The organism is Microbacterium sp. (assembly GCF_049650565.1).
In the GTDB taxonomy this organism is placed as follows: domain Bacteria; phylum Actinomycetota; class Actinomycetes; order Actinomycetales; family Microbacteriaceae; genus Microbacterium.
Genome location: NZ_JBASAK010000021.1, coordinates 1 through 19,798 on the forward strand (window position 1 = coordinate 1; position 19,798 = coordinate 19,798).

Genomic DNA, 19,798 nt, shown 5'->3' on the forward strand with positions numbered 1-19,798 from the left:
CGGCGGCGCCGGGCCGCCTCGGCCAGCCGGGCGCCGTCGGGCAGGCGCGCGATCGCCTGACTGGTCACCACATCCACCCAGCCGTCGATGGTCGCGATGAGGTTCTCCAGGCGCGTCAGCGCCTCGCGCTGCGCATCCGTCTGCGTGGGCAGCAGCGCTCCGCCCTCGATGGCCGTACGCAGCTCCTCGGGGTTGGACGGGTCCAGCCGTGAGGCCAGGTCCTCGAGCGCGTCGATGTCGACGGTCACCCCGCGGGCGAAGTCCGTGATCTGCGAGAGCACGTGCAGGTGCAGCCACTTGGCGTGCCGGTACAGCCGGGCGTACGCCAGCTCGCGCACCGCGAGGTACAGCCCGACCTGATCGTCGGGCACCTCCAGGCCCGCGCCGAAGGCGGCGATGTTCTGCGGGATCACCGCGGCGGTGCCCGCCGGCAGCACCGGGATGCCGACATCCCCGCCCGAGACGACCTCGAGCGAGAGCCTGCCCAGTACCTGGCCGAACTGCGCGGCGAACAGCGAACCGCCCAGGCCGCGCATCAGCTGGCCGGCGCCCTGCACCATGCCCGCCATCTCCTCGGGCACCTGCGTCTGCAGGGCATCCATCAGTGCGTCCGCGATGGAGGTCGACACCGGCGAGGCGATCTCCTTCCACACCGGCAGGGTCTTCTCGACCCACTCGCCGCGGGTCATCGCCTGCGGAGCCGAGGCGAGCTCCGAGATCGTGGTGGCCTCGCTGAGCCACAGGTTCGCCAGCCCGAAGGCATCCGCCAGAGACGCCTGGGCGCTCGAGGTGACGCCCTGCCCGTCCTGGTTCGCGATGTGCAGCGCGGAGCGCTCTGCGCTCTGCCACGGGTCGCCGGCGAACATGCCCTGCATCTGCGACATCATGCCCTGCAGCTGGGTGGGATCGAACGGCTGGCCCTGCATGTTCGAGAACGCGTCGCGCAGCGCCTCGGGGTCGATCTGACCGCCCGAGAGCATGCGTCGCAGCATCTCCTCGAAGTCGGAAGGATCGCGGTCGTCGTCTGCCATGATCGCCCTCTCAGCATGCCCGTAGCGTGTGCGATCTACGCTAGTCACACGATCCTGTGCCCCGACCTGGGAGCGGGAGGAATCTGTACGCCGCTCGCGAACGCCCGGAGGTCTCGTGTCATCACGCCGCAGCACTGGCACGGTCGTCGGCGTGACGGCGCTGAGCATCTCGCTCGTGGCGCTGGTGGGGCTCACCTTCATCCCCACCCAGTACGTGATCCAGCAGCCGGGCCCGGTGTTCGACACCCTCGGCACCGCCAAAGACGCCGACGGTGCCGAGGTGCCGCTCATCGAGGTGTCCGGCGCGAAGACCTATCCGACCGGCGGTGCGCTGGACCTGCTCACGGTGCAGGTCATCGGCAACCGCGAGCGCACGCCCAACTGGTTCGAGCTGGCGCTGGCGTGGTTCGACTCGTCGCGCGCGGTCGTGCCCCTCGACACCGTCTTCCCCGAGGGGGTCACCACCAAGGAGCGCGACGAGCAGAACAGCGCTCTCATGGTCGACTCCCAGCACGAGGCCACTGCGGCCGCGCTCACCGAGCTCGGCTACGACGTGGGCGCGCAGGTCGAGGTCGCCGGCGTCATCGACGGCTCGCCCGCGAAGGGGCAGCTGCGCAAGGGCGACCGGATCCTCGCCATCGACGGCGTCGAGGTCAGCTCGGCGACCGTGCTGCGCGACGAGATCCAGAAGGCGAAGGGCGCCGAGGTCGAGCTGACCGTCAAACGCGGCGACGGGACGAAGACCGTCGCGGTCACACCGCGGAAGACGAAGGACACCGCAGGCGACACGGTGTGGCTGGTCGGCATCTCGCTCACCACCGACTACACGTTCCCCGTCGACGTGAAGCTGCAGCTGGACAATGTCGGCGGCCCCAGCGCCGGGATGATGTTCGCCCTGGGGATCATCGACACGCTCACGCCCGGTGAGCTCAACGGGGGAGCCGAGGTCGCGGGAACGGGAACCATCGACGCCGCCGGCGTCGTGGGGCCGATCGGCGGCATCCGTCAGAAGCTGTACGGCGCGAAGGATGCCGGAGCGACGGTCTTCCTCGCCCCGGCGAGCAACTGCGACGAGGTCGTCGGCCACATCCCCGACGGGCTGAAGGTGTTCAAGACCGCCACGCTGCAGGATTCGCTGGACATCCTGAAGGTCGTCGCCGACCACGGCGACACGTCAAAGCTGCCGATGTGCACGACATCCGCGAAGTGACGGGTCAGCCCTGAGCGGAACCTGCCCGCCCGTCACAGGCCCCCTGCTTAGGATGGGACGGTGACCTCCTCCTCTTACCGCCCACCGGCCACGCGCAGCGCGTCGCGCAGGATCCTCGGCGTCTCGGTGGCGATCATCGTCGCCCTGATCGTCGCGTTCTTCATCTTCGCGTCGCTGTACACCGAGTTCCTCTGGTTCGACCAGCTGAAGCTCTCGAACGTGCTGACCACGCAGTGGATCGCCACCGTGACGATGTTCGTCGCCGGGTTCTTGGCGATGGCCCTGCCGATCTTCCTGTGCATCCAGCTGGCCTATCGGCTGCGCCCGGTGTACGTGAAGCTCAGCTCGCAACTGGACCGCTACCAGGAGGTCATCGAGCCGCTGCGGCGCCTGGCGATGTGGGGGATGCCGGTCTTCTTCGGCATCTTCGCGGGCTTCGCCGCCGCCGGAAACTGGAAGACCGTGTGGCTGTGGGCCAACGGCGTGAGCACCAAGACGCTCGACCCGCAGTTCCACCTGGACACCGGTTTCTACCTGTTCGCGATGCCGTTCTACTCCATGCTGCTGGCGTTCATCTCGGCCGTGCTGCTGCTGTGCCTGCTGATCACCGCGCTGGTGTCGTACCTGTACGGCTCGGTGCGCATCGGCCAGCGCGAGCTGCGCATCTCCAAGCCCGCCCGCATCCAGCTGGCGATCCTCGCCGGCATCTACCTGGCCGTGCAGGCCGTGAGCCTGTGGCTGGACCGCTACCTCACCCTCGTGCAGCCCGAGGGCCGCATCATCGGCGCCGGGTACACCGGCGTGAACGCCACCATCCCCGGGCAGGGGATACTCGCGATCATCGCCGCCGTGGTGGCCGTGCTGTTCCTGATCACCGCCGTGATCGGCCGCTGGCGCTTCCCGCTGGCCGCGACCGCGCTGTTCGTCGTCGCCTCGCTGGTGGTCGGGATGGGCTACCCGTGGGTGGTCACCACCTTCCAGGTGAAGCCGAACGAGAACAACTACCAGGCGCAGTACTACGAGCGCAACATCGCCGCGACGAAGGCCGCGTTCGGCGTCGACAAGATGAAGGTCACGCCGTTCAAGGCGACCACCGACACCGCCGCCGGCCAGCTGCGGGCGGATGCCGACACGACGGCGTCCGTGCGCATCATGGACCCGGCCGTCATCCCCCCGACCGTGCGCCAGCTCGAGCAGTACCGCTCGTACTACCAGTTCTCGCCCGAGATGGACGTGGACCGCTACACGATCGACGGCAAGTCGCAGGACACCGTGGTCTCGGTCCGCGACCTGGACATGTCCAAGCTGGGCGCCGGTGACACCTGGAACAACCGGGTCGCGGTGTACACGCACGGCTACGGCCTGGTCGCGATGGCCGGCAACGAGCGCACCTCCGACGGCAACCCGGTGTTCCTGGAGCAGGGCATCCCCACCTCGGGCGTGCTCACCGACACCGAGCACTTCGAGCCGCGGGTGTACTTCGGCGAGACATCGCCGGAGTACTCGATCGTGGGCGCGCCGAAGGGCACCAAGCCCGTCGAGATCGACTACCCGCGCGGGCAGGACGACAAGGACAAGGACACCACCACGACCTTCACCGGCAACGGCGGCCCGCGCATCGGCAACACGTTCACCAAGCTGCTGTACGCGCTGAAGTTCCAGTCCGAGCAGATCCTGTTCTCGAACCTGGTCAACTCCGACTCGCAGATCCTGTACGACCGCGAGCCGATCACCCGTGTGCAGAAGGTCGCCCCGTATCTGACGCTGGACCACGACCCGTACCCGAGCGTGGTGGACGGCCGGATCGTCTGGATCGTCGACGGCTACACGACCAGCTCGACCTACCCGTACTCGCAGACGGTGAACATGCAGAACGCCATCGCGGACTCGACCACTCCGGCATCCGCCGTCGCGTTCGACAACGTCAACTACATCCGCAACTCGGTCAAGGCCACCGTCGATGCGTACGACGGCTCGGTCAAGCTGTATGCGTGGGACGCCCAGGATCCGATCCTGCAGGCGTGGGAGAAGATCTACCCGTCGACCATCCGGCCGATCAGCGAGATGTCCGGCGACCTGATGAGCCACGTGCGCTACCCGACCGACCTGTTCAAGGTGCAGCGCAACATCCTCGGCACGTACCACATCGACGATGCGGGCTCGTTCGCGCAGGAGGACAACCGCTGGCAGACGCCGCCGGACCCGCAGAACAAGGACGCGCTGCAGCCGCCGTACTACTTGTCGATGAAGATGCCGGGCCAGGATTCGCCGCGGTTCTCGATGTTCTCCACGTACATCCCGGCCGACGGGCAGGGCGAGAGCCGTCAGGTGCTGATGGGCTATCTGGCCGTCGATTCGGATGCCGGTGCGAAGAAGGGCGTGAAGTCCAAGGACTACGGCACACTGCGGATGCTGGAGCTGAACACCTCCACGCCGGTGCCGGGCCCCGGTCAGGTGCAGAACATCTTCGACTCGAACGCCAGCGTGGCCGAGAAGCTGAACGTGCTGACGATCGGTAAATCCCAGGTGCTGTACGGCAACCTGCTGACCCTGCCTGTCGGCGGGGGCCTGCTCTACGTGCAGCCGGTGTTCGTGCAGTCGTCCGAGGGCGCCAAGCTGCCGACGCTGCGCAAGGTGCTCGTCGCCTTCGGCGACCAGGTCGCGTTCGAGGACACCCTCACCGAAGCGCTGGATGCCCTGTTCGGCGGCGACTCGGGCGCTGCCGGCGGCGATCAGGGCGTGACGCCCGATCCGGGGGAAGGCTCCACCCCGCCGGATCAGGGGAGCGCCACTCCGCCGGTTGCGTCGGATGCCGTCACGCAGGCTCTCTCGGATGCCAAGGATGCCCTGAACGCGCGTGAGACCGCGCTGAAGGCCGGCGACCTCGAGGAGTTCGCGGTGCAGGACAAGAAGCTCACCGCCGCGATCGAGAAGCTGCTGACGCTGGAGGATCAGAGCTCGCAGAAGTAGCGCTCAACGCAGATCGCGGGGCCCGCATGGTTCGCCATGCGGGCCCCGCGCGCATGTGGACTCTCCCGACGGGGTCCCTGTGCCCGTCGAAGGATCGTGGGCCCCGTTGACTGGGTTCCTGTGCCCGTCGAAGGGTCGTGGGCCCCCCTTGACTGGGTCCCTGAGCCTGTCGAAGGGTCGCACCCACCCGCACGCGACACGCCCGCCGTTCCCGCAGCATCCCCTCGATTCGCCCTCCCTCTCCCGCCCGTGTTAGGCTTTTCAACGTGCCGCGGGGTGGAGCAGTTCGGTAGCTCGCCGGGCTCATAACCCGGAGGTCGTAGGTTCAAATCCTGCCCCCGCAACGAGAATGCGACACAAGAAGGCCCGATCCGCAAGGATCGGGCCTTCTTCGTCTCAGCGGTGCGCGTCAGTGCGCGTGCCCCGGCAGGCCCTCCAGCGCGTTGAGCGCGATGACGGAGTGCGCGTAGGCGCCGCCGGCCCGCATCTCGGCAGCCACCCAGATGGCCTCCATGATCTCCTGGTCGCTCGCGCCCTTGCGAGAGGCCAGCTTGGTGTGACCCTCGATGCAGTACGGGCACTGCGTGGTGTGCGCGACGGCGACGGCGATGAGCTGCTTGGTCTTCTCGTCCAGCGCGCCCTCGGCGAACACCTGCTTGCTGAACGCCTCGAACGCGGCGGTGGTGTCGGGGACCAGCTCGCGACGCTTCTTGTTGAGCTCGGCACTGCGGGCGGGATAGGGGGAATCTGCCATGATGTGTCCTTCCTTGACTCTCTCAGGCTATGCCCGCCGTGCCTGGCGGGTGCGAGGATGGGCACATGACAGCATCCGCTCCGCTCGTCGCCGTCTGCCAGTTCGCGCCCACCGACTCGCGTGACGCCAACCGGGAGCGCGTGATCGAGCTCGTCGTCGAGGCCGCCTCCCGCGGCGCGGGACTGGTCGTGCTGCCGGAGTACAGCAGCTTCTTCGTCAGCCCGATGGACGCCTCGCTCGCCGCGAACGCGGAGACGCTCGAGGGCGAGTTCGTGCAGACCCTGCACCGCCTCGCGTCCGAGCACGGCGTCACGATCGTCGCGGGGCTGGTGGAGCAGGCGGATGCCGGTCGCGTCCGCAACACGCTGGTTGCGGTGTCGGATGCCGGAATCCAGGCCGTCTATCGCAAGCAGCACCTGTACGACGCGTTCGGGCAGACCGAGTCGGACTGGATCGAGCCCGGCCCGCTGGAGACGGCGACTTTCGACGTGCTCGGCATCCGCTTCGGGATGATGACCTGCTACGACCTGCGCTTCCCCGAGGTGGCGCGCACGCTGGTGGATGCCGGTGCGGATGCCCTGCTCGTGCCCGCCGAGTGGGTGCGCGGCCCGTTGAAGGAGCACCACTGGTCGACGCTGCTGACCGCGCGCGCGATCGAGAGCACCGCATACGTGATCGCCGCCGACCACCCGGCTCCCATCGGCGTGGGCCTGTCGCAGATCATCGACCCGCAGGGCGTCGTGCTCGCCGGCGTCAGCGCGGGGGAGGGCATCGCCACGGCATCCCTCGACTCCGACCTCATCACCCGCACCCGCGAGACCAACCCCGTGCTGCGGCTGCGCCGCTACCGCGTCGTCCCGACCGCCTGATCGGCCCGTCGCACAGCCTCGCCCGTGACAGATCGGGGGCCGACACGCCACTTGTCGGCCAGATTCGCGGGAAACGTCCGTGATCTGGCGTGTCGGCCCCCGAAGTGGAACGGCCACCGGGGCACCGAGACAGCGGATGCCCGGATGCCCCGCACACCGCTCAGCCCAGCGTCTTCAGCCGCCGGGCCGCCTCTTCCAGAACCTCCACGCGTTTGCAGGCCGCGAAGCGCACGAGACCGGCGTAGTCGGCATGATGCTCGGGGGCCACGAACGCCGTGATGGGGATCGCCGCCACGCCGATCCGCTCGGGAAGCGCGCGGCAGAAGGCCGCGGCATCCGCTCCGCCCAGCGCCGTCGCGTCGGCCACGGTGAAGTACCCGCCCTGCGGGGAGTGCACGCCGAAGCCTGCCGCGTGCAGGGCCTCCGCCAGCAGCTCGTGCTTGTGCAGCAGCGCGGTGCGCGCCTCGTCGAAGTACGCGTCGGGCAGTCGCAGGCCCAGGGCGATGGCCGGCTGGAACGCCGAGCCGTTCACGTAGGTCAGGAACTGCTTCACGGTCAGCACGGCCGTGATCAGCTCCGCGGGTCCGTGCACCCAGCCGATCTTCCAGCCCGTGGCCGAGAACGTCTTGCCCCCCGACGAGATGGTCAGCGTCCGCTCGGCCGCACCAGGCAGGGTGGCGATGGGCACGTGCGGGCCGGCGTACGCCAGGTGCTCGTACACCTCGTCGGTCACGATGATCGCGTCGTGCCGGTTCGCGAGCCGCACGATCTCGGCCTGCACCTCGGGTGAGAACACCGCCCCGGTCGGGTTGTGCGGGTCGTTGACGAGGATGATGCGGGTGCGGTCACTGACCACGGATGCCAGCTGCTCGGCATCCGGCTGGAAATCAGGCCTGCGCAGCGGCACCGTCCGCAGCCGGGCGCCGGCGAGGGCGACGATGGCCGCGTACGAGTCGTAGTACGGCTCGAAGACGACCACCTCATCGTCGGGGGAGTCGATGAGCGCCAGCAGGGTGGCCGTCAGCGCCTCGGTCGCGCCGGCGGTCACCAGCACCTCGGTGTCGGGGTCGGGAGTCAGACCGTAGAACCGCTGCTGGTGCTCGCTGATCGCCAGCCGCAGATCCGGGATGCCACGCCCCGGCGGGTACTGGTTCGCACCGTGCGCGATGGCCTCCCGTGCAGCCTCCAGCACCTCGGCGGGGCCGTCCTCATCGGGGAAGCCCTGACCGAGATTGACCGCATCGAATCGGACCGCCGCAGCCGACATCTCTGCGAAGATGGTGGGCGCGACCTCGCCCTGCGGGGAGAGAAGACCTGCTCCAGCTGCGGTGCGCCGCCAGGCGCCGGGAATGACATCCATGCAGAACAGGCTAAGACCATAGGAGAAATCCAACTCCGCCATATGAAAACCACAGGCTGACTTGTCACTCTGATGGTGCGCCTGGAAGGAGCAGATCATGAACGAGAACAACACCCCCGGTGACGTCCCCACGCCCGAGCCCCAGAACGGCGACTCGACGCCCGTGACTCCGGCCGGACCCGTGCAGGGCGGTCATGTGACCCCTGCCGCGTTCGGTTCGCACCAGGCAGCCTCCTGGCAGGCAGCACAGGCACCGCAGGCAGCCCCCGCGGCGCCGCAGCCGGGCCTCGGCGGCCCTGCGACCCCGCAGCAGCCGACCGGTGCGGCGTTCGGTGTTCCCGCCCAGCCCACCGCTCCCACGCTTCCGCTGGACCCCAGTCTGCTGGCTCCCGCAGGAGCCTCGACTGCGGCATCCGCATCGCACACGAAGAGCAGCGCCCCGCTGAAGATCGCGGGCCTTCTCCTGGCGGCCGCTCTCGTCGGCGGCGTCGCCGGATTCGGCGGCAGCGCGCTCGGCAGCTTCATGACCAGTGCACCCACCTCCCAGTCCGCCACCGGGCCGCAGACGGTCACGGTCAACAACCCCGGCTCAGTCAACGAGACCACGGCCATCGCCGCCGACGTGCTGCCCTCGGTCGTCACGATCAACGTCGCGGGCGCTCAGGAGTCCGGCTCCGGCTCGGGCGTCGTGCTCAGCAAGGACGGCTACGTGATGACCAACACGCACGTGGTCACCCTGGGGGGTGCGGTCGCTGACCCGACCATCGCGGTGACCACCTCCGATGGGCGCATCTACCGGGCGACCGTCGTCGGCACCGATCCGATCTACGACCTGGCCGTCATCAAGCTCACGGGCGCCACCGATCTGAAGCCCATCGAGTTCGGCAACTCGTCCAAGCTGAACGTCGGCGACACCGCTGTGGCCGTCGGCGCCCCGCTGGGGCTGTCCAACTCGGTCACCACCGGCATCGTCAGCGCGCTGAACCGCAGCATCCAGGTCGCCTCCTCGGCCGCGCCCAAGACCGGCTCCGACGGCCAGTCGGACGGCAACGGCCAGAACGGGAACGGCGACAGCAACGGCAACCCGTTCCAGTTCGACATTCCGGGACTGGGTCAGCAGCAGCAGCCCAAGGCGTCGATCTCGATCGCCGTGATCCAGACGGATGCCGCCATCAACCCCGGCAACTCCGGCGGCGCGCTGGTCGACAGCCAGGGGCGCCTGATCGGCGTGAACGTCGCCATCGCGACCGCGGGGCAGTCGTCCTCGGGCTCCAGCGAGTCCGGCTCCATCGGGGTGGGCTTCGCGATCCCGGCGAACATCGCCAAGCGCGTCACCACCGAGATCATCGACAGCGGCTCGGCGTCGCACGGCCTGCTGGGCGCCACGGTCCGCGACGCGTCCAGCGTGCAGAACGCGACCGTCGCCGGTGCGGTCATCGAGAAGCCCACCGCGAACGGCGCGGCGGCGGATGCCGGGCTAAAGCAGGGCGACATCATCACGGAGTTCAACGGCGCGCCGATCTCCAGCGCCACCGACCTCACCGCGCAGGTGCGCGCGGAGGCCTCGGGCTCCACGGTGAAGATCACGTACGTCCGCGACGGCAAGACCTACACGGCCGAGGCCACGCTGGGCGCGCTCAAGTCCTGAGTCCCCGTCCGCAGTCAGGTCAGGACGCCACCCCGCGATAGGCTCGCGGGGTGGCGTCCTTCTCGTTCGGAACAGGCAACGCGGCCAAGCTGCTCCGGCTGCCGCTGTATGCCGCGGGACGCATAGCCACGCTGGTCATCCCGCGCGGCGACGTGTGGGTGTTCGGATGCGGCGCCGGCATCGGCGACGGGGCCCTGGCGCTGCACCGCGTCGCGCACCTGGCCGGTCACCGCACGCTGTGGCTGGTGCGCTCGCCGCGCGAGGAGGCGGATGCCAGAGCCCTCGGCATCCGCACGCGCAAGCGCGACGGACTGCGCGGCTGGTGGGCCACCGCCCGCGCCGGGGTGATCGTCGTCACGCACGGGCTGGGAGACGTGAACCGCTACGGCAGCACCGACGGCTTCGTCGTGCAGCTGTGGCACGGCATCCCGCTCAAGCGGATCGGCCTGGACTCCCCGGTCACCGCGCAGGTGCCGGCCCGCCTGCCCGGTGCGCGCCTGCTGCGTCGCCTGCTCACCGTCGCCTATCGCGGTGCCGCGCAGCGGATCCGGGTGCTTCCCGCGGCTTCGCACCGGTCGCGGGGCCGCCTGGAATCCGCGTTCGGGCTGGGGGAAGACAGGGTCGTCGTCACCGGTGAGCCCCGGGTGGACGTGCTCTCCGCCGGCACCGCCGATCTGCGCCGGCTGGCGGCATCCGCTCTGCTGACGCGCACCGGGCCGCTGCTGCAGCGCCAGCGCGCGCTGCTCTACGCGCCCACCTGGCGCGACGGCGCCGCCGACCCCGCCGTTCCGACGGCTCAGCAGTGGGTGCGGATCGTGAGGATGCTGGAGCAGCACGACGCGATCCTGTTCATCCGCTCTCACCCGCTGGGTGAGGGATCGTACTCGCCGCCGTGGTCCAGCGGGCGGGTGCGGATGCTGAGCTCGGAGCTGCTGCCGGACGTCACTCCTGCCCTGCCGCGCGTTGACGCGCTGATCACCGACTACTCGTCGATGGCGTACGACGTGGGGCTGCTGGCGATGCCCGTCGTGTACCTCGCGCCCGACGTCGCCGAGTACGGGCGGGAGCGCGGCTTCTACGGCCGTTATGAGGATGTCGCGGGCGATGACTACGCCCGGGACTGGGATGCGGCGATAGATCAGCTCGACGCGCTGCTCGGCGACGAGTCCGTGCGCGCCGAGCGTTCCGCGCGGTCGGCCGCGCTCAGCGCCGACATGCACGCTCACCGCGACGGGCGCAACGCCCAGCGCGTGTACCAGGCCATCCGGGCGCGGAGGATCCCCGCGCCGAAGGGGGAGAGATGACCACTGCGCAGATTCCCGCGCCGAAGGGGAGCACGATGACCACCGCACGGATCGACTCGGAGGCGCAGACGCTGGTCATCGCCGGCTCGGGGGCTCGCCCGGCATCCGCTGTGCTGACCGGGGCGCGCGCTCGGGTGAGCGCGAAGCTCACCGGTGGCGGGAGAACCTGGAAGGCGACGTTCCCGCTGCGCGTGGCGCGCTGGGGCGGCACCGCGCTGCCGCTGCCGGCGGGGGAGTACGCCATCGAGATCGCCGGGGCCGATCTCGGGGGCCTTCAGGTCGAGCCCGTGTTGATGCCGACCCTTCGTCTTGCCGTGACGGGCGCCGTGGCGACCGTGGCACCCCCGCTGGACCCCGTGTACGAGACCGTCGAGGGGCAGCGCACGCTCGAGCAGCGCTACGCGTCTCAGATCGGCGCCGGCGAGAACGCCGTGTTCTTCGAGAGCTTCTACGGGCAGACCTCCGGCTGCAACCCGCGCGCCATCGACCGGGTGCTGGCCGAGCGCGCGCCGTCCGTCACCCGCTACTGGGCCGTCACCGACCTGTCGGTGGAGATCCCCGACGGCGCGATCGCGGTGGTGGAGGGGAGCCCCGAGTGGTGGCGCGCTCGCGCCGAGTCGCGGATGCTGATCGTCAACGACTGGCTGCGCCGGCGCTTCGTGCGCAAGCCCGGGCAGCACGTGCTGCAGACCTGGCACGGGACGCCGCTGAAGCGCCTCGCGCTGCACCGGCCCGGCTTCGACCCCCGGCGGATGGCGGCGGTGGTCAAGGAATCCCGTCGCTGGGACGCCCTGCTGGCGCAGAACACCTATGCCGCACGGGTGCTGAAGAAGGCGTACGCGTTCTTCGGACGGCCGATCTGGACCGACGGATACCCGCGCAACGATCTGCTGGCGTCCGGCGACCCGGCGCCCATCCGTGCGCAGCTGGGCATCGGGCCGGATGAGCGGGTGCTGCTGTACGCGCCGACGTGGCGCGACGACCGGTCCGAGATGGTGGACTTCGTCGACCCCGAGGAACTGGCGGCGCGCACCGACTCCGTGGTGCTGGTGCGCGGTCATTCGCGCACCCTGCGGCCGGGTCGCGATCGCGCCGGCTCCCGCGTGATCGACGTGACCGGCTATCCGGAGACCGCGCGGCTGCTGCTGATCGCCGACGCGCTGATCACGGACTACTCCTCGGTGATGTTCGACTTCAGCGTCACCGGGCGGCCGATGTACTTCCTGGTGCCCGACCTGGAGCACTACCGCGGCGAGCTGCGCGGCTTCTACTTCGATCTCGCGCAGCGCGCTCCCGGCCCGCTGGTGCGCACGCAGGATGAGCTGATCGCCGCGCTGAACGACGACGAGGGGCCGGCGGCGTACGCCGAGCACTACGCCGCGTGGACCGTGCAGTTCAACCGCCTCGACGACGGCTCGGCTGCGGACCGCGTCGTCTCCCGCATCCTCGACCTCGGCTGGCTCACCGCCTGACGCGCCCGTCGCTTCGACTGGCTCGACAACCCAGAGTGCTGGGTCCCTGAGCTTGTCGAAGGGTCGAATGGTCGAAGGGCGAGTCAGGGGAGCGGGGTGTTGCGAGAGCCCAGGCGGGAGGCGTCGACCGTGTCGCCTGCGCCGCGGAGGACTCCGGCGAGGAAGCCGAGTCCCCACGAGATGTGCATGGTCGGCAGCACGGCCAGTGTCCACAGCCGCTCGCGCAGGCTGCGGGGACCTGCGGCGATGCCCACGCCGGCGAACCCGACCGCCAGGTCCAGCAGCACATAGGCGAGAAGCGGCAGGTAGATCACCGAGGAGATCAGGCCGACCAGGCCGTGCAGCACTCCGGTCAGCTGCAGGACGCCGATGATCAGAGCGAGCACGACGAGCACGACCAGGGCTGGCGGGGCGAAGAAGCGCAGGCTGTTGCTGCGTCCGTACCGGCGCACCAGCTCGCCGCGCCAGGCGCCTGTGGCGCGGAACTGCCTGGCCAGCCGCCACCAGCTCTCCCGCGGCCAGTAGGTCACCGACAGCGCCGGATCGAACCACACCCTGTACCCGGCCTGCCGGATGCGCAGGTTCAGCTCCCAATCCTCGCCGCGGCGGATGCTCTCATCGAACAGCCCGACCTCGTCGAGCACCTCCCGGCGCATCACGCCGAGATAGGCGGATTCCGCCTCGCCCTCGGGCGCGCCGCCGTGGTAGGCGCCACCGCCGAGTCCCACGGGGGCGTTGTACAGCGTGGCCACCGCGCGCTGGAAGGGCGTGCGGCCGTCAGCGCGCATGACGCCGCCGACATTGGCCGCGCCGGTGCGCTTCAGGGTCTCCAGCGCACGGCGCGCGTATCCGTCCGACAGCTCGGAGTGCGCGTCCACCCGGATGATCGTGGGATAGCTGCTGGCGCGGATGGCGGCGTTCAGCCCCACCGGGATGTGCGCCTGCGGGTTCTGCACCAGGCGCACCCGCTCATCGGCATCCGCCAGTCGCTGTGCGAGTGCGGTGGTGCCGTCGGATGAGGGACCGAGCGCGAGGATCAGCTCGGTCGGGCCCTCGACGTTCTGCGACAGCACCGAGTGCACGGCGTGCTCGAGGTAGTCGATCTCATTGAGCACGGGCATGACGAAGGAGACGCCCTCGGCTGCGGCCCTCTCGTTGTCCTGCACCCGTCGATCATGTCATGCGGCGCGGCCCACGACCCGAAGAACGGGTGCAGGGCGGGACACCGCGGCCCGGGACCGAGCCGACGCACCCCGTATTCTGGAGGGATGGGAGTCGTATCGGATGGGAAGAAGGCATATCGGCTGCTGCGCAAGGCCCTGACCTCGCGCTCGGCGGTGCAGCGGGTCAGGCGCACTCTGAAGGCGCAGGAGCCGCACCCTCAGGATCACTTCCGCATCGCGGTGTACTTCGCCGACGGCGCCGTGAACATGTATCAGATGCGGCAGTGGTATGCGCCGCTCGCACAGCTGGCCCAGCGGTGGCCCGTCGTGATCCTCGCGCGCAGCGCGACCGGCGCAGAGAAGCTCATCGAGGAGAGCGGCCTTCCCGTGGCGTTCACTCCCACGGTGCGGAACCTCGAGAAGTTCCTCGCCACGCAGGACATCCGCGTGGTGCTGTACGTCAACCAGAACACCCGCAACTTCCAGATGTTCCGGTACGGGCGTCGCTGGCACGTGTTCATCAACCACGGCGAGTCCGACAAGATGTACATGACCACGAACCAGTACAAGGCGTACGACTACGCGCTGATCGCCGGGCAGGCCGCCCGCGACCGGCTCAGCCGCACGCTGTGGGATTACGACCTCGACCGGCGCACCATCGAGATCGGCCGCCCGCAGGCCGACCACTACTCCGGCACGCTGCCGTTCACGCCGGACGAGCGCACCGTCGTGCTGTACGCGCCCACCTGGGAGGGCGACCGGCCGTCGGCGCACTACGGCTCCATCGCCACGCACGGCGAGGCACTGGTCGGCGCACTGCTGGCCAGCCCGAAGCACCGGGTCATCTACCGGCCGCACCCGCGCAGCGGCGTGGTCAGCGACGAGTACGGCGCCGCACACCGCCGCATCCTGGCCGCGCTGGCCGAGGCCAACGCGGCTGACCCGGCTGCGCACCACGTCTACGACGACGGTCCCGAGCTGGGCTGGCAGCTGGCGGTCGCCGACGTCGCCGTCGTGGACATCTCGGCGATGGTCTACGACCGGCTGGCGGTGGGCAAGCCGCTGCTGGTCACCCGGCCCGTGGACGAGCGCGCCTCCATCGACGAGTCCGGCTACCTGTCGGCGTGCGAATGGCTGCCCGTGGATCGCGCGGGCGGGATCGTCGCCGAGGTCGAGCGCGTGAGTGCGGATGCGGATGCCGTGGAGCGCTTGCGCACATGGGTGCAGCACTACTTCGGCGACACCGCACCGGGCGTCGCGACGGCGAAGTTCCATGCCGCCATCGAGCGGCTCATGCAGATGTGGGAGGAGTGGCACGCCCGCGACGCGGCCGCCGCGACAGAACTCGACGACGCCGACGTCAGCGACGGCGACGCGGAGGACGACGAATGATGCGACTGCCGCTCGCCGAGCGGACCGCCGCACGCCTGCTGGTGCTGCCGGAGTGCGCCTCCACCAACGCCGAGCTCCGCGGGCGTGCGGCGGATGAGGCGGCCTGGCCGCACCTGTCAGTGCTGCTGACCGACACGCAGACCTCCGGCCGCGGCAGGCTGGATCGCACCTGGAGCACGCCGGCCCGCACGGCGCTGGCGGTGTCGGTGCTGCTGCGCGACCTGCCCGCCGATGCGGACGCGTGGGGCTGGATCCCGCTGGCGGCGGGGGTGGCGATGACGGATGCCGTGGCCGCACAGCTGACCGGGCACGAGGTCGGCCTGAAGTGGCCCAACGACGTGCTCGTGGACGGACGCAAGATCTGCGGCATCCTCGCCGAGGTCGCGGGAGGTGCGGTGATCGTCGGAACCGGGATCAACACCACCATGACCGTCGAGCAGCTGCCGGTGCCCACCGCGACGTCCTTCGCCGCACTGGGCGCAGAGGTGGATGCTGATCGGCTGCTGGCCGACTACCTCACCGGGCTGCAGCGCGGCATCCGCTCTCTGGGAACCGACGCGCTGCACGCGGAGGCGACCGAGCGCTGCCTGACCCTCGGGCGGGCCGTCACCGTGTCGCTGCCCGGCGGCTCGATCCTGACCGGCACAGCCGTGCGGCTGGCCGCTGACGGCAGGCTGGTGGTCGATGACGGCGCAGGCCTGCACGAGGTCGCCGCAGGCGATGTCGTGCACGTGCGCCCGGTCTGGGATCCGTCGCAGCGCCGCTGCTCGCGCACGGTCGGCGGCTGAGCCCGTCCGCATTCCTGGGTCGCTGAGCCTGTCGAAGCGTCGTCGGTGCTTTCGTTCCTGGGTCGCTGAGCCTGTCGAAGCGTCGTCGTCGACATGCCCAGGACCGCTGAGCGCGCCTGCGCATCGAAATCGTCGCTCTCCGGGCACAATGGACACATGACCCAGCCCGTGACGCTCGGCGGACGGCCGATGATGCCGCCGCCCGGCACACCCGTCGAAGAGCTGCTGGTCGCCCGATTCCGCAGTCATGCGCGCCGGCTGTTCTGGTGCGCGCTGGTGCTGATCGTCGCCGCCGGCGCCGTGGGCTTCCTGTACGGCAACCTCAAGCCGCCGTTCGAGGACTGGATGCTGCTGGGCGGCGCCGCGGCGGCGCTCGTGCTGCTGGTGATCGTGCCGTTCCTGGTGTGGCTGTCGCGCACGTACACGATCACCACGCGTCGCGTGATCGTGCAGAGCGGGATGGGCGTCCGCAATCGCCGCGAGCTCTCGCACACCCGCGGCTATTCGATCGCCGTGCGCCGGGGGCTCCTCCAGCGTCTGTGGGGTGCGGGGACCATCACGCTCAGCAATGGCGTGGATGCTCCGCTGCGGCTCGTGAACGTGCCCAGCGTGAACCTCGTGCACGAGGCCCTGGCCGACCAGGTCGAGGTGAACCAGATCCTCGCGCACCGAGACGCCCAGTCGTCGTCCGGAGCCTGACCCGCACGCGAGTGTTCACTTTTCATGTGTGTTCATTTATGCTGAACATCAGTGAGTAGTGAACGGGAGCGTGTGTGAATGACACTCGACTGGAACCGTGTACGACGTGAGCTGACCTCCTTCGGGCTTGAACTGCGAGGAGTCCCCTTCGGGGAGCTGACCGATGGCAGTGAGGCACCGGGCGACCTCGTCCGCATGTCGGAAGTGCAACCCGTGCAGGTGTGGCTTCCCCGCCGGGGCGAGGCATCGCTGGCAACTCGGGCATCATCGGGCCGACCGTTGCTGGTCATCGCCGATCGCATTCATGCGCGGACCGCGCAACAGCTGCGCGACGCTGATGTCTGGTTCGTCGACAGTGCTGGCAACGCATTCATCGCGTTCGGCGGCGTCTTCGTGGACGTGCGAGGCCGTCGACCAGAGGCTGTGGGCGAGGTGGACGCAGGTGATACTGCTCGAGATGTCAATCTCTTCAGCGCGAAACGTGCACAGGTGATGTTCGCTCTGCTGACGTGGCAGGAACTGGCGGCGGGTTCACTGCGGAGCATCGCTCGGGCGGCCGGTGTCTCGGTCGGGCAGGCACAGCAGACGATGAAACTGCTCGAAGAGCTCGGTGAGATGTCGGGCCGCAACCTGACAGACCCTCGAAAGCTGTTCGACACCTGGGTGAGGCTTTACCCGTCAGGGCTTGCGAAGTCTTTGCGCCTCAAGGAATTCCATGGCGAACTCGACCAATTGCAGGTTGGCGGCCTGCCGCTATGGCTGAGCGGTGCGGCTGCCGTGCCGGAAGTGATGCGTGCCGAGGATCTCACGCTCTACATCGATCATTCGGACGGGGTGCTTTACACGCGCAACCGGTGGCGAACAGACCGCGAACCGAACGTCTTCGTCCGTCGCAAGTTCTGGTCGGTACCTGGCGAGGTGTCGGCGGGAGGATCACCGAAGGTGCGTCCGGTTCCGTCGACTCTGATCTACGCCGATCTGATGGCATCAGGAGACTCCCGCCAGAAAGAAGCAGCACAGTGGCTGAAGGAGCGGGATGATCGACTTCGCGCACTCTGACGCGGCGCTGCTCGCGCCTGTCGCGCTCGTCGTTGATCGGTTGCACAGTGAATGCGGGGTAGACAGCGAACGGATCCTCCTCGTCGGCGCGATCTGTCGCAACATGCTGCATACGGCGTACGGGTATGAGTTCGCGGTCGCCGACACCCGTGACATCGACCTCGGATTGATCCTGGAGGATTGGGGTGAGTACCGCCGCGTTGTGGATGTGTATCCCGCGGTCGGAGACACCGGAATCCGGTTCCTGATCGCGGGGCTCGTCGTGGATGTGCTTCCCTTCGGCGGAGTGGAGAATCCGCTCGGGAGCGCCACTCCTGAGGGGCGGAACCAGCCGCTGGACGTGTCGGGCTTCGAGAACGTCTATGAGCACGCGGCTCTCGTGCGGCTTCCGGGTACCGACAATCAGATCAGGATTCCTCAGCCGGCGGGGTACGCGGCTCTGAAGATGTTCGCGTGGCTGGACCGCAGCGCGTATGGCGAGTACAAGGATGCACGGGACCTTGCGCTCGCAATGTACTGGTATCTCGAATCGGAGGACGTCGCTGACCGCCTGTATGGCGGTGATGAGGGAGTTCGGCTCCTCGAAGCTGCCGAGTGGGACCGTGACGTCGCGGCAGTGAAGATGCTCAGCGGCGAGATCCGATCGCAACTCGGTGAGATCGCTCCGGTGCTCGGCGAGCGGTGGCGGCGTGCTGACACTGCGCTCATTGCGCGAAGCCTCAGTCTGCCTCCCGGGATCAACTGGACCACGGATCGGGCGCGTCGCTCTCGGCTCGCGGCGGAACTCGCGTTCGAACTCGGCTGACTGAACCCCCGCGTTCCGACCCTCCACGGATGCGGAAGAATGGTCACCGACGAGAGGAGCCGCGGATGACCGTGCGCGTGGGAGTGATCGGTGGGGGCCAGCTGGCCAGGATGATGATCGCCCCGGCGGTCGAGCTGGGGCTGGAGCTTCGGGTCCTCGCCGAGGACGAGGGGATGTCGGCGAAGCTCGCCGCCACCGCCGTCGGCGACTACCACGATCTGGAGACCGTGCGCGCGTTCGTGCGCGACGTCGACGTCGTCACCTTCGACCACGAGCACGTCCCTCAGGAGGTGCTGCGCGCCCTCGTCGCCGACGGCGTGCAGGTGCACCCCGGTCCGGATGCCCTGCAGTTCGCGCAGGACAAGCTGGTGATGCGCCGGCGGATGACCGAACTCGGCATCCCGCAGCCGGACTGGGCCCCCGTGCGGAACGCGGATGAGCTGCAGGCCTTCATCGACGACCACAACGGCGGTGCGGTGGTCAAGACGCCGCGCGGCGGCTATGACGGGCACGGGGTGCGGGTGGTGCACGCCGGCGCCGAGGCCGAGGACTGGTTCGCGCGGCTGGCCGACGGCGATGCGCTTCTCGTCGAGGAGCTGGTCTCGTTCACCCGCGAGCTCGCCCAGCAGATCGCGCGCCGCCCCGGCGGCGAGATGGTCGCTTACCCCATCGTGGAGACCGTGCAGCGTGACGGCGTCTGCGCCGAGGTCATCGCCCCCGCGCCCGAGGCGAGCGCGCGCCTGGCAGAGGTCGCCGAGTGGATCGGACGCACCATCGCCGAAGGCGTCGGCGTGACCGGGATGCTGGCCGTGGAGCTGTTCGAGACCGACGACGAGCGCATCCTCGTGAACGAGCTGGCCATGCGTCCGCACAACAGCGGCCACTGGAGCCAGGACGGCGCCGTCACCGGCCAGTTCGAGCAGCACCTGCGCGCCGTCGCGGATCTGCCGTTGGGCGGCACCGAGACGCGCGCGCCGTGGACCGTCATGGTCAACATCCTCGGCGGCCCGGCCGACGGCGCGCTGGAGGACCGGTTCGCGCAGGCCATGACCGAGCATCCGGATGCCAAGATCCACACCTACGGCAAGTCTCCGCGCCCCGGCCGCAAGGTCGGGCACGTCAACGTGTCGGGCGCCGACCTGGACGACGTGGTCTACACCGCGCGCTCCGCCGCCTCCCAGTTCCTCTGAGCTGGGGGAGCCGTGCGCGCCGCTGCGAGGATCTCACAGCGGCGCGCCGTAGCCTGTCAGGGTGACTGAGCCGCTGCATTCCTC

At 69.3% G+C, this 19,798-nt stretch carries 16 protein-coding genes and 1 tRNA gene; 13 read left to right on the forward strand and 4 right to left on the reverse strand.

Translation table 11 applies throughout. The features are described 5' to 3' along the window. The coding region (locus WA967_RS03170; RefSeq protein WP_424419449.1) for a zinc-dependent metalloprotease at window positions 1–1,031 on the reverse strand (1,031 nt) is incomplete at its 3' end. Between the two features lie 115 nt (window positions 1,032–1,146). Here WA967_RS03170 and WA967_RS03175 point away from each other — a divergent pair. The 3 genes from WA967_RS03175 to WA967_RS03185 all read left to right on the forward strand — a co-directional run bounded on the left by WA967_RS03175 (window position 1,147) and on the right by WA967_RS03185 (window position 5,555). Then, window positions 1,147–2,241 (forward strand): YlbL family protein, encoded by a 1,095-nt coding sequence (locus WA967_RS03175; RefSeq protein WP_424419450.1) that lies wholly within the window; start codon window positions 1,147–1,149, stop codon window positions 2,239–2,241. 60 nt (window positions 2,242–2,301) lie between these two features. Continuing rightward, window positions 2,302–5,211, forward strand: coding sequence for a UPF0182 family protein (locus WA967_RS03180; protein ID WP_424419451.1), 2,910 nt, complete (start codon window positions 2,302–2,304; stop codon window positions 5,209–5,211). 270 nt (window positions 5,212–5,481) lie between these two features. Then, window positions 5,482–5,555: transfer RNA gene (locus WA967_RS03185), tRNA-Met, on the forward strand. A gap of 65 nt (window positions 5,556–5,620) precedes the next feature. Here the strand turns inward: WA967_RS03185 and WA967_RS03190 are convergent. Then, a complete protein-coding gene (locus tag WA967_RS03190; RefSeq protein ID WP_424419452.1) occupies window positions 5,621–5,965 on the reverse strand; it encodes a carboxymuconolactone decarboxylase family protein in 345 nt (114 codons plus the stop codon). Between the two features lie 65 nt (window positions 5,966–6,030). Here WA967_RS03190 and WA967_RS03195 point away from each other — a divergent pair, with 65 nt between their 5' ends. Further along, window positions 6,031–6,834, forward strand: a complete 804-nt coding sequence (locus WA967_RS03195) for a carbon-nitrogen hydrolase family protein (RefSeq protein WP_424419453.1) — start codon at window positions 6,031–6,033, stop codon at window positions 6,832–6,834. Window positions 6,835–6,994: 160 nt separating this feature from the next. Here the strand turns inward: WA967_RS03195 and WA967_RS03200 are convergent, their stop codons facing one another. Beyond that, window positions 6,995–8,194, reverse strand: coding sequence for an aminotransferase class I/II-fold pyridoxal phosphate-dependent enzyme (locus tag WA967_RS03200; protein WP_424419454.1), 1,200 nt, complete (start codon window positions 8,192–8,194; stop codon window positions 6,995–6,997). Between the two features lie 97 nt (window positions 8,195–8,291). On the opposite strand from WA967_RS03200, the gene WA967_RS03205 reads away from it, so the two are divergent. The 3 genes from WA967_RS03205 to WA967_RS03215 are packed head-to-tail and all read left to right on the forward strand — an operon-like array spanning window position 8,292 to window position 12,618. Further along, complete coding sequence (locus WA967_RS03205) at window positions 8,292–9,842, forward strand: S1C family serine protease (protein ID WP_424419455.1); 1,551 nt, start codon at window positions 8,292–8,294, stop codon at window positions 9,840–9,842. A 50-nt stretch (window positions 9,843–9,892) separates the two neighbouring features. After that, entirely contained in the window at window positions 9,893–11,146 is a 1,254-nt protein-coding gene (locus WA967_RS03210) for a CDP-glycerol glycerophosphotransferase family protein (protein WP_424419456.1), read from the forward strand. Between the two features lie 35 nt (window positions 11,147–11,181). Further along, complete coding sequence (locus WA967_RS03215) at window positions 11,182–12,618, forward strand: CDP-glycerol glycerophosphotransferase family protein (protein WP_424419457.1); 1,437 nt, start codon at window positions 11,182–11,184, stop codon at window positions 12,616–12,618. Window positions 12,619–12,701: 83 nt separating this feature from the next. Here the strand turns inward: WA967_RS03215 and WA967_RS03220 are convergent, their stop codons facing one another. Beyond that, window positions 12,702–13,739, reverse strand: coding sequence for a glycosyltransferase (locus WA967_RS03220; protein ID WP_424419492.1), 1,038 nt, complete (start codon window positions 13,737–13,739; stop codon window positions 12,702–12,704). 147 nt (window positions 13,740–13,886) lie between these two features. Between WA967_RS03220 and WA967_RS03225 the strand changes: the two genes are divergently transcribed. The 6 genes from WA967_RS03225 to WA967_RS03250 all read left to right on the forward strand — a co-directional run bounded on the left by WA967_RS03225 (window position 13,887) and on the right by WA967_RS03250 (window position 19,714). Continuing rightward, window positions 13,887–15,173 carry a CDP-glycerol glycerophosphotransferase family protein gene (locus WA967_RS03225; RefSeq protein ID WP_424419458.1) on the forward strand — a complete coding sequence of 429 codons (1,287 nt, stop codon included), beginning with the start codon at window positions 13,887–13,889 and terminating at the stop codon, window positions 15,171–15,173. Then, the gene (locus WA967_RS03230; RefSeq protein WP_424419459.1) at window positions 15,170–15,961 is read left to right on the forward strand and encodes a biotin--[acetyl-CoA-carboxylase] ligase; all 792 of its coding nucleotides are present in this window, start codon (window positions 15,170–15,172) and stop codon (window positions 15,959–15,961) included. The genes WA967_RS03225 and WA967_RS03230 overlap by 4 nt, the downstream gene beginning before the upstream one ends. A gap of 156 nt (window positions 15,962–16,117) precedes the next feature. Continuing rightward, window positions 16,118–16,660 (forward strand): PH domain-containing protein, encoded by a 543-nt coding sequence (locus tag WA967_RS03235; protein WP_424419460.1) that lies wholly within the window; start codon window positions 16,118–16,120, stop codon window positions 16,658–16,660. 78 nt (window positions 16,661–16,738) lie between these two features. Then, window positions 16,739–17,719, forward strand: coding sequence for a type IV toxin-antitoxin system AbiEi family antitoxin (locus WA967_RS03240; protein WP_424419461.1), 981 nt, complete (start codon window positions 16,739–16,741; stop codon window positions 17,717–17,719). Next, window positions 17,697–18,524 carry a hypothetical protein gene (locus WA967_RS03245; RefSeq protein WP_424419462.1) on the forward strand — a complete coding sequence of 276 codons (828 nt, stop codon included), beginning with the start codon at window positions 17,697–17,699 and terminating at the stop codon, window positions 18,522–18,524. Before WA967_RS03240 ends, WA967_RS03245 begins: the two co-directional genes overlap by 23 nt. Beyond that, window positions 18,521–19,714 (forward strand): 5-(carboxyamino)imidazole ribonucleotide synthase, encoded by a 1,194-nt coding sequence (locus WA967_RS03250; RefSeq protein WP_424419493.1) that lies wholly within the window; start codon window positions 18,521–18,523, stop codon window positions 19,712–19,714. The genes WA967_RS03245 and WA967_RS03250 overlap by 4 nt, the downstream gene beginning before the upstream one ends. Window positions 19,715–19,798: the final 84 nt, after the last annotated feature.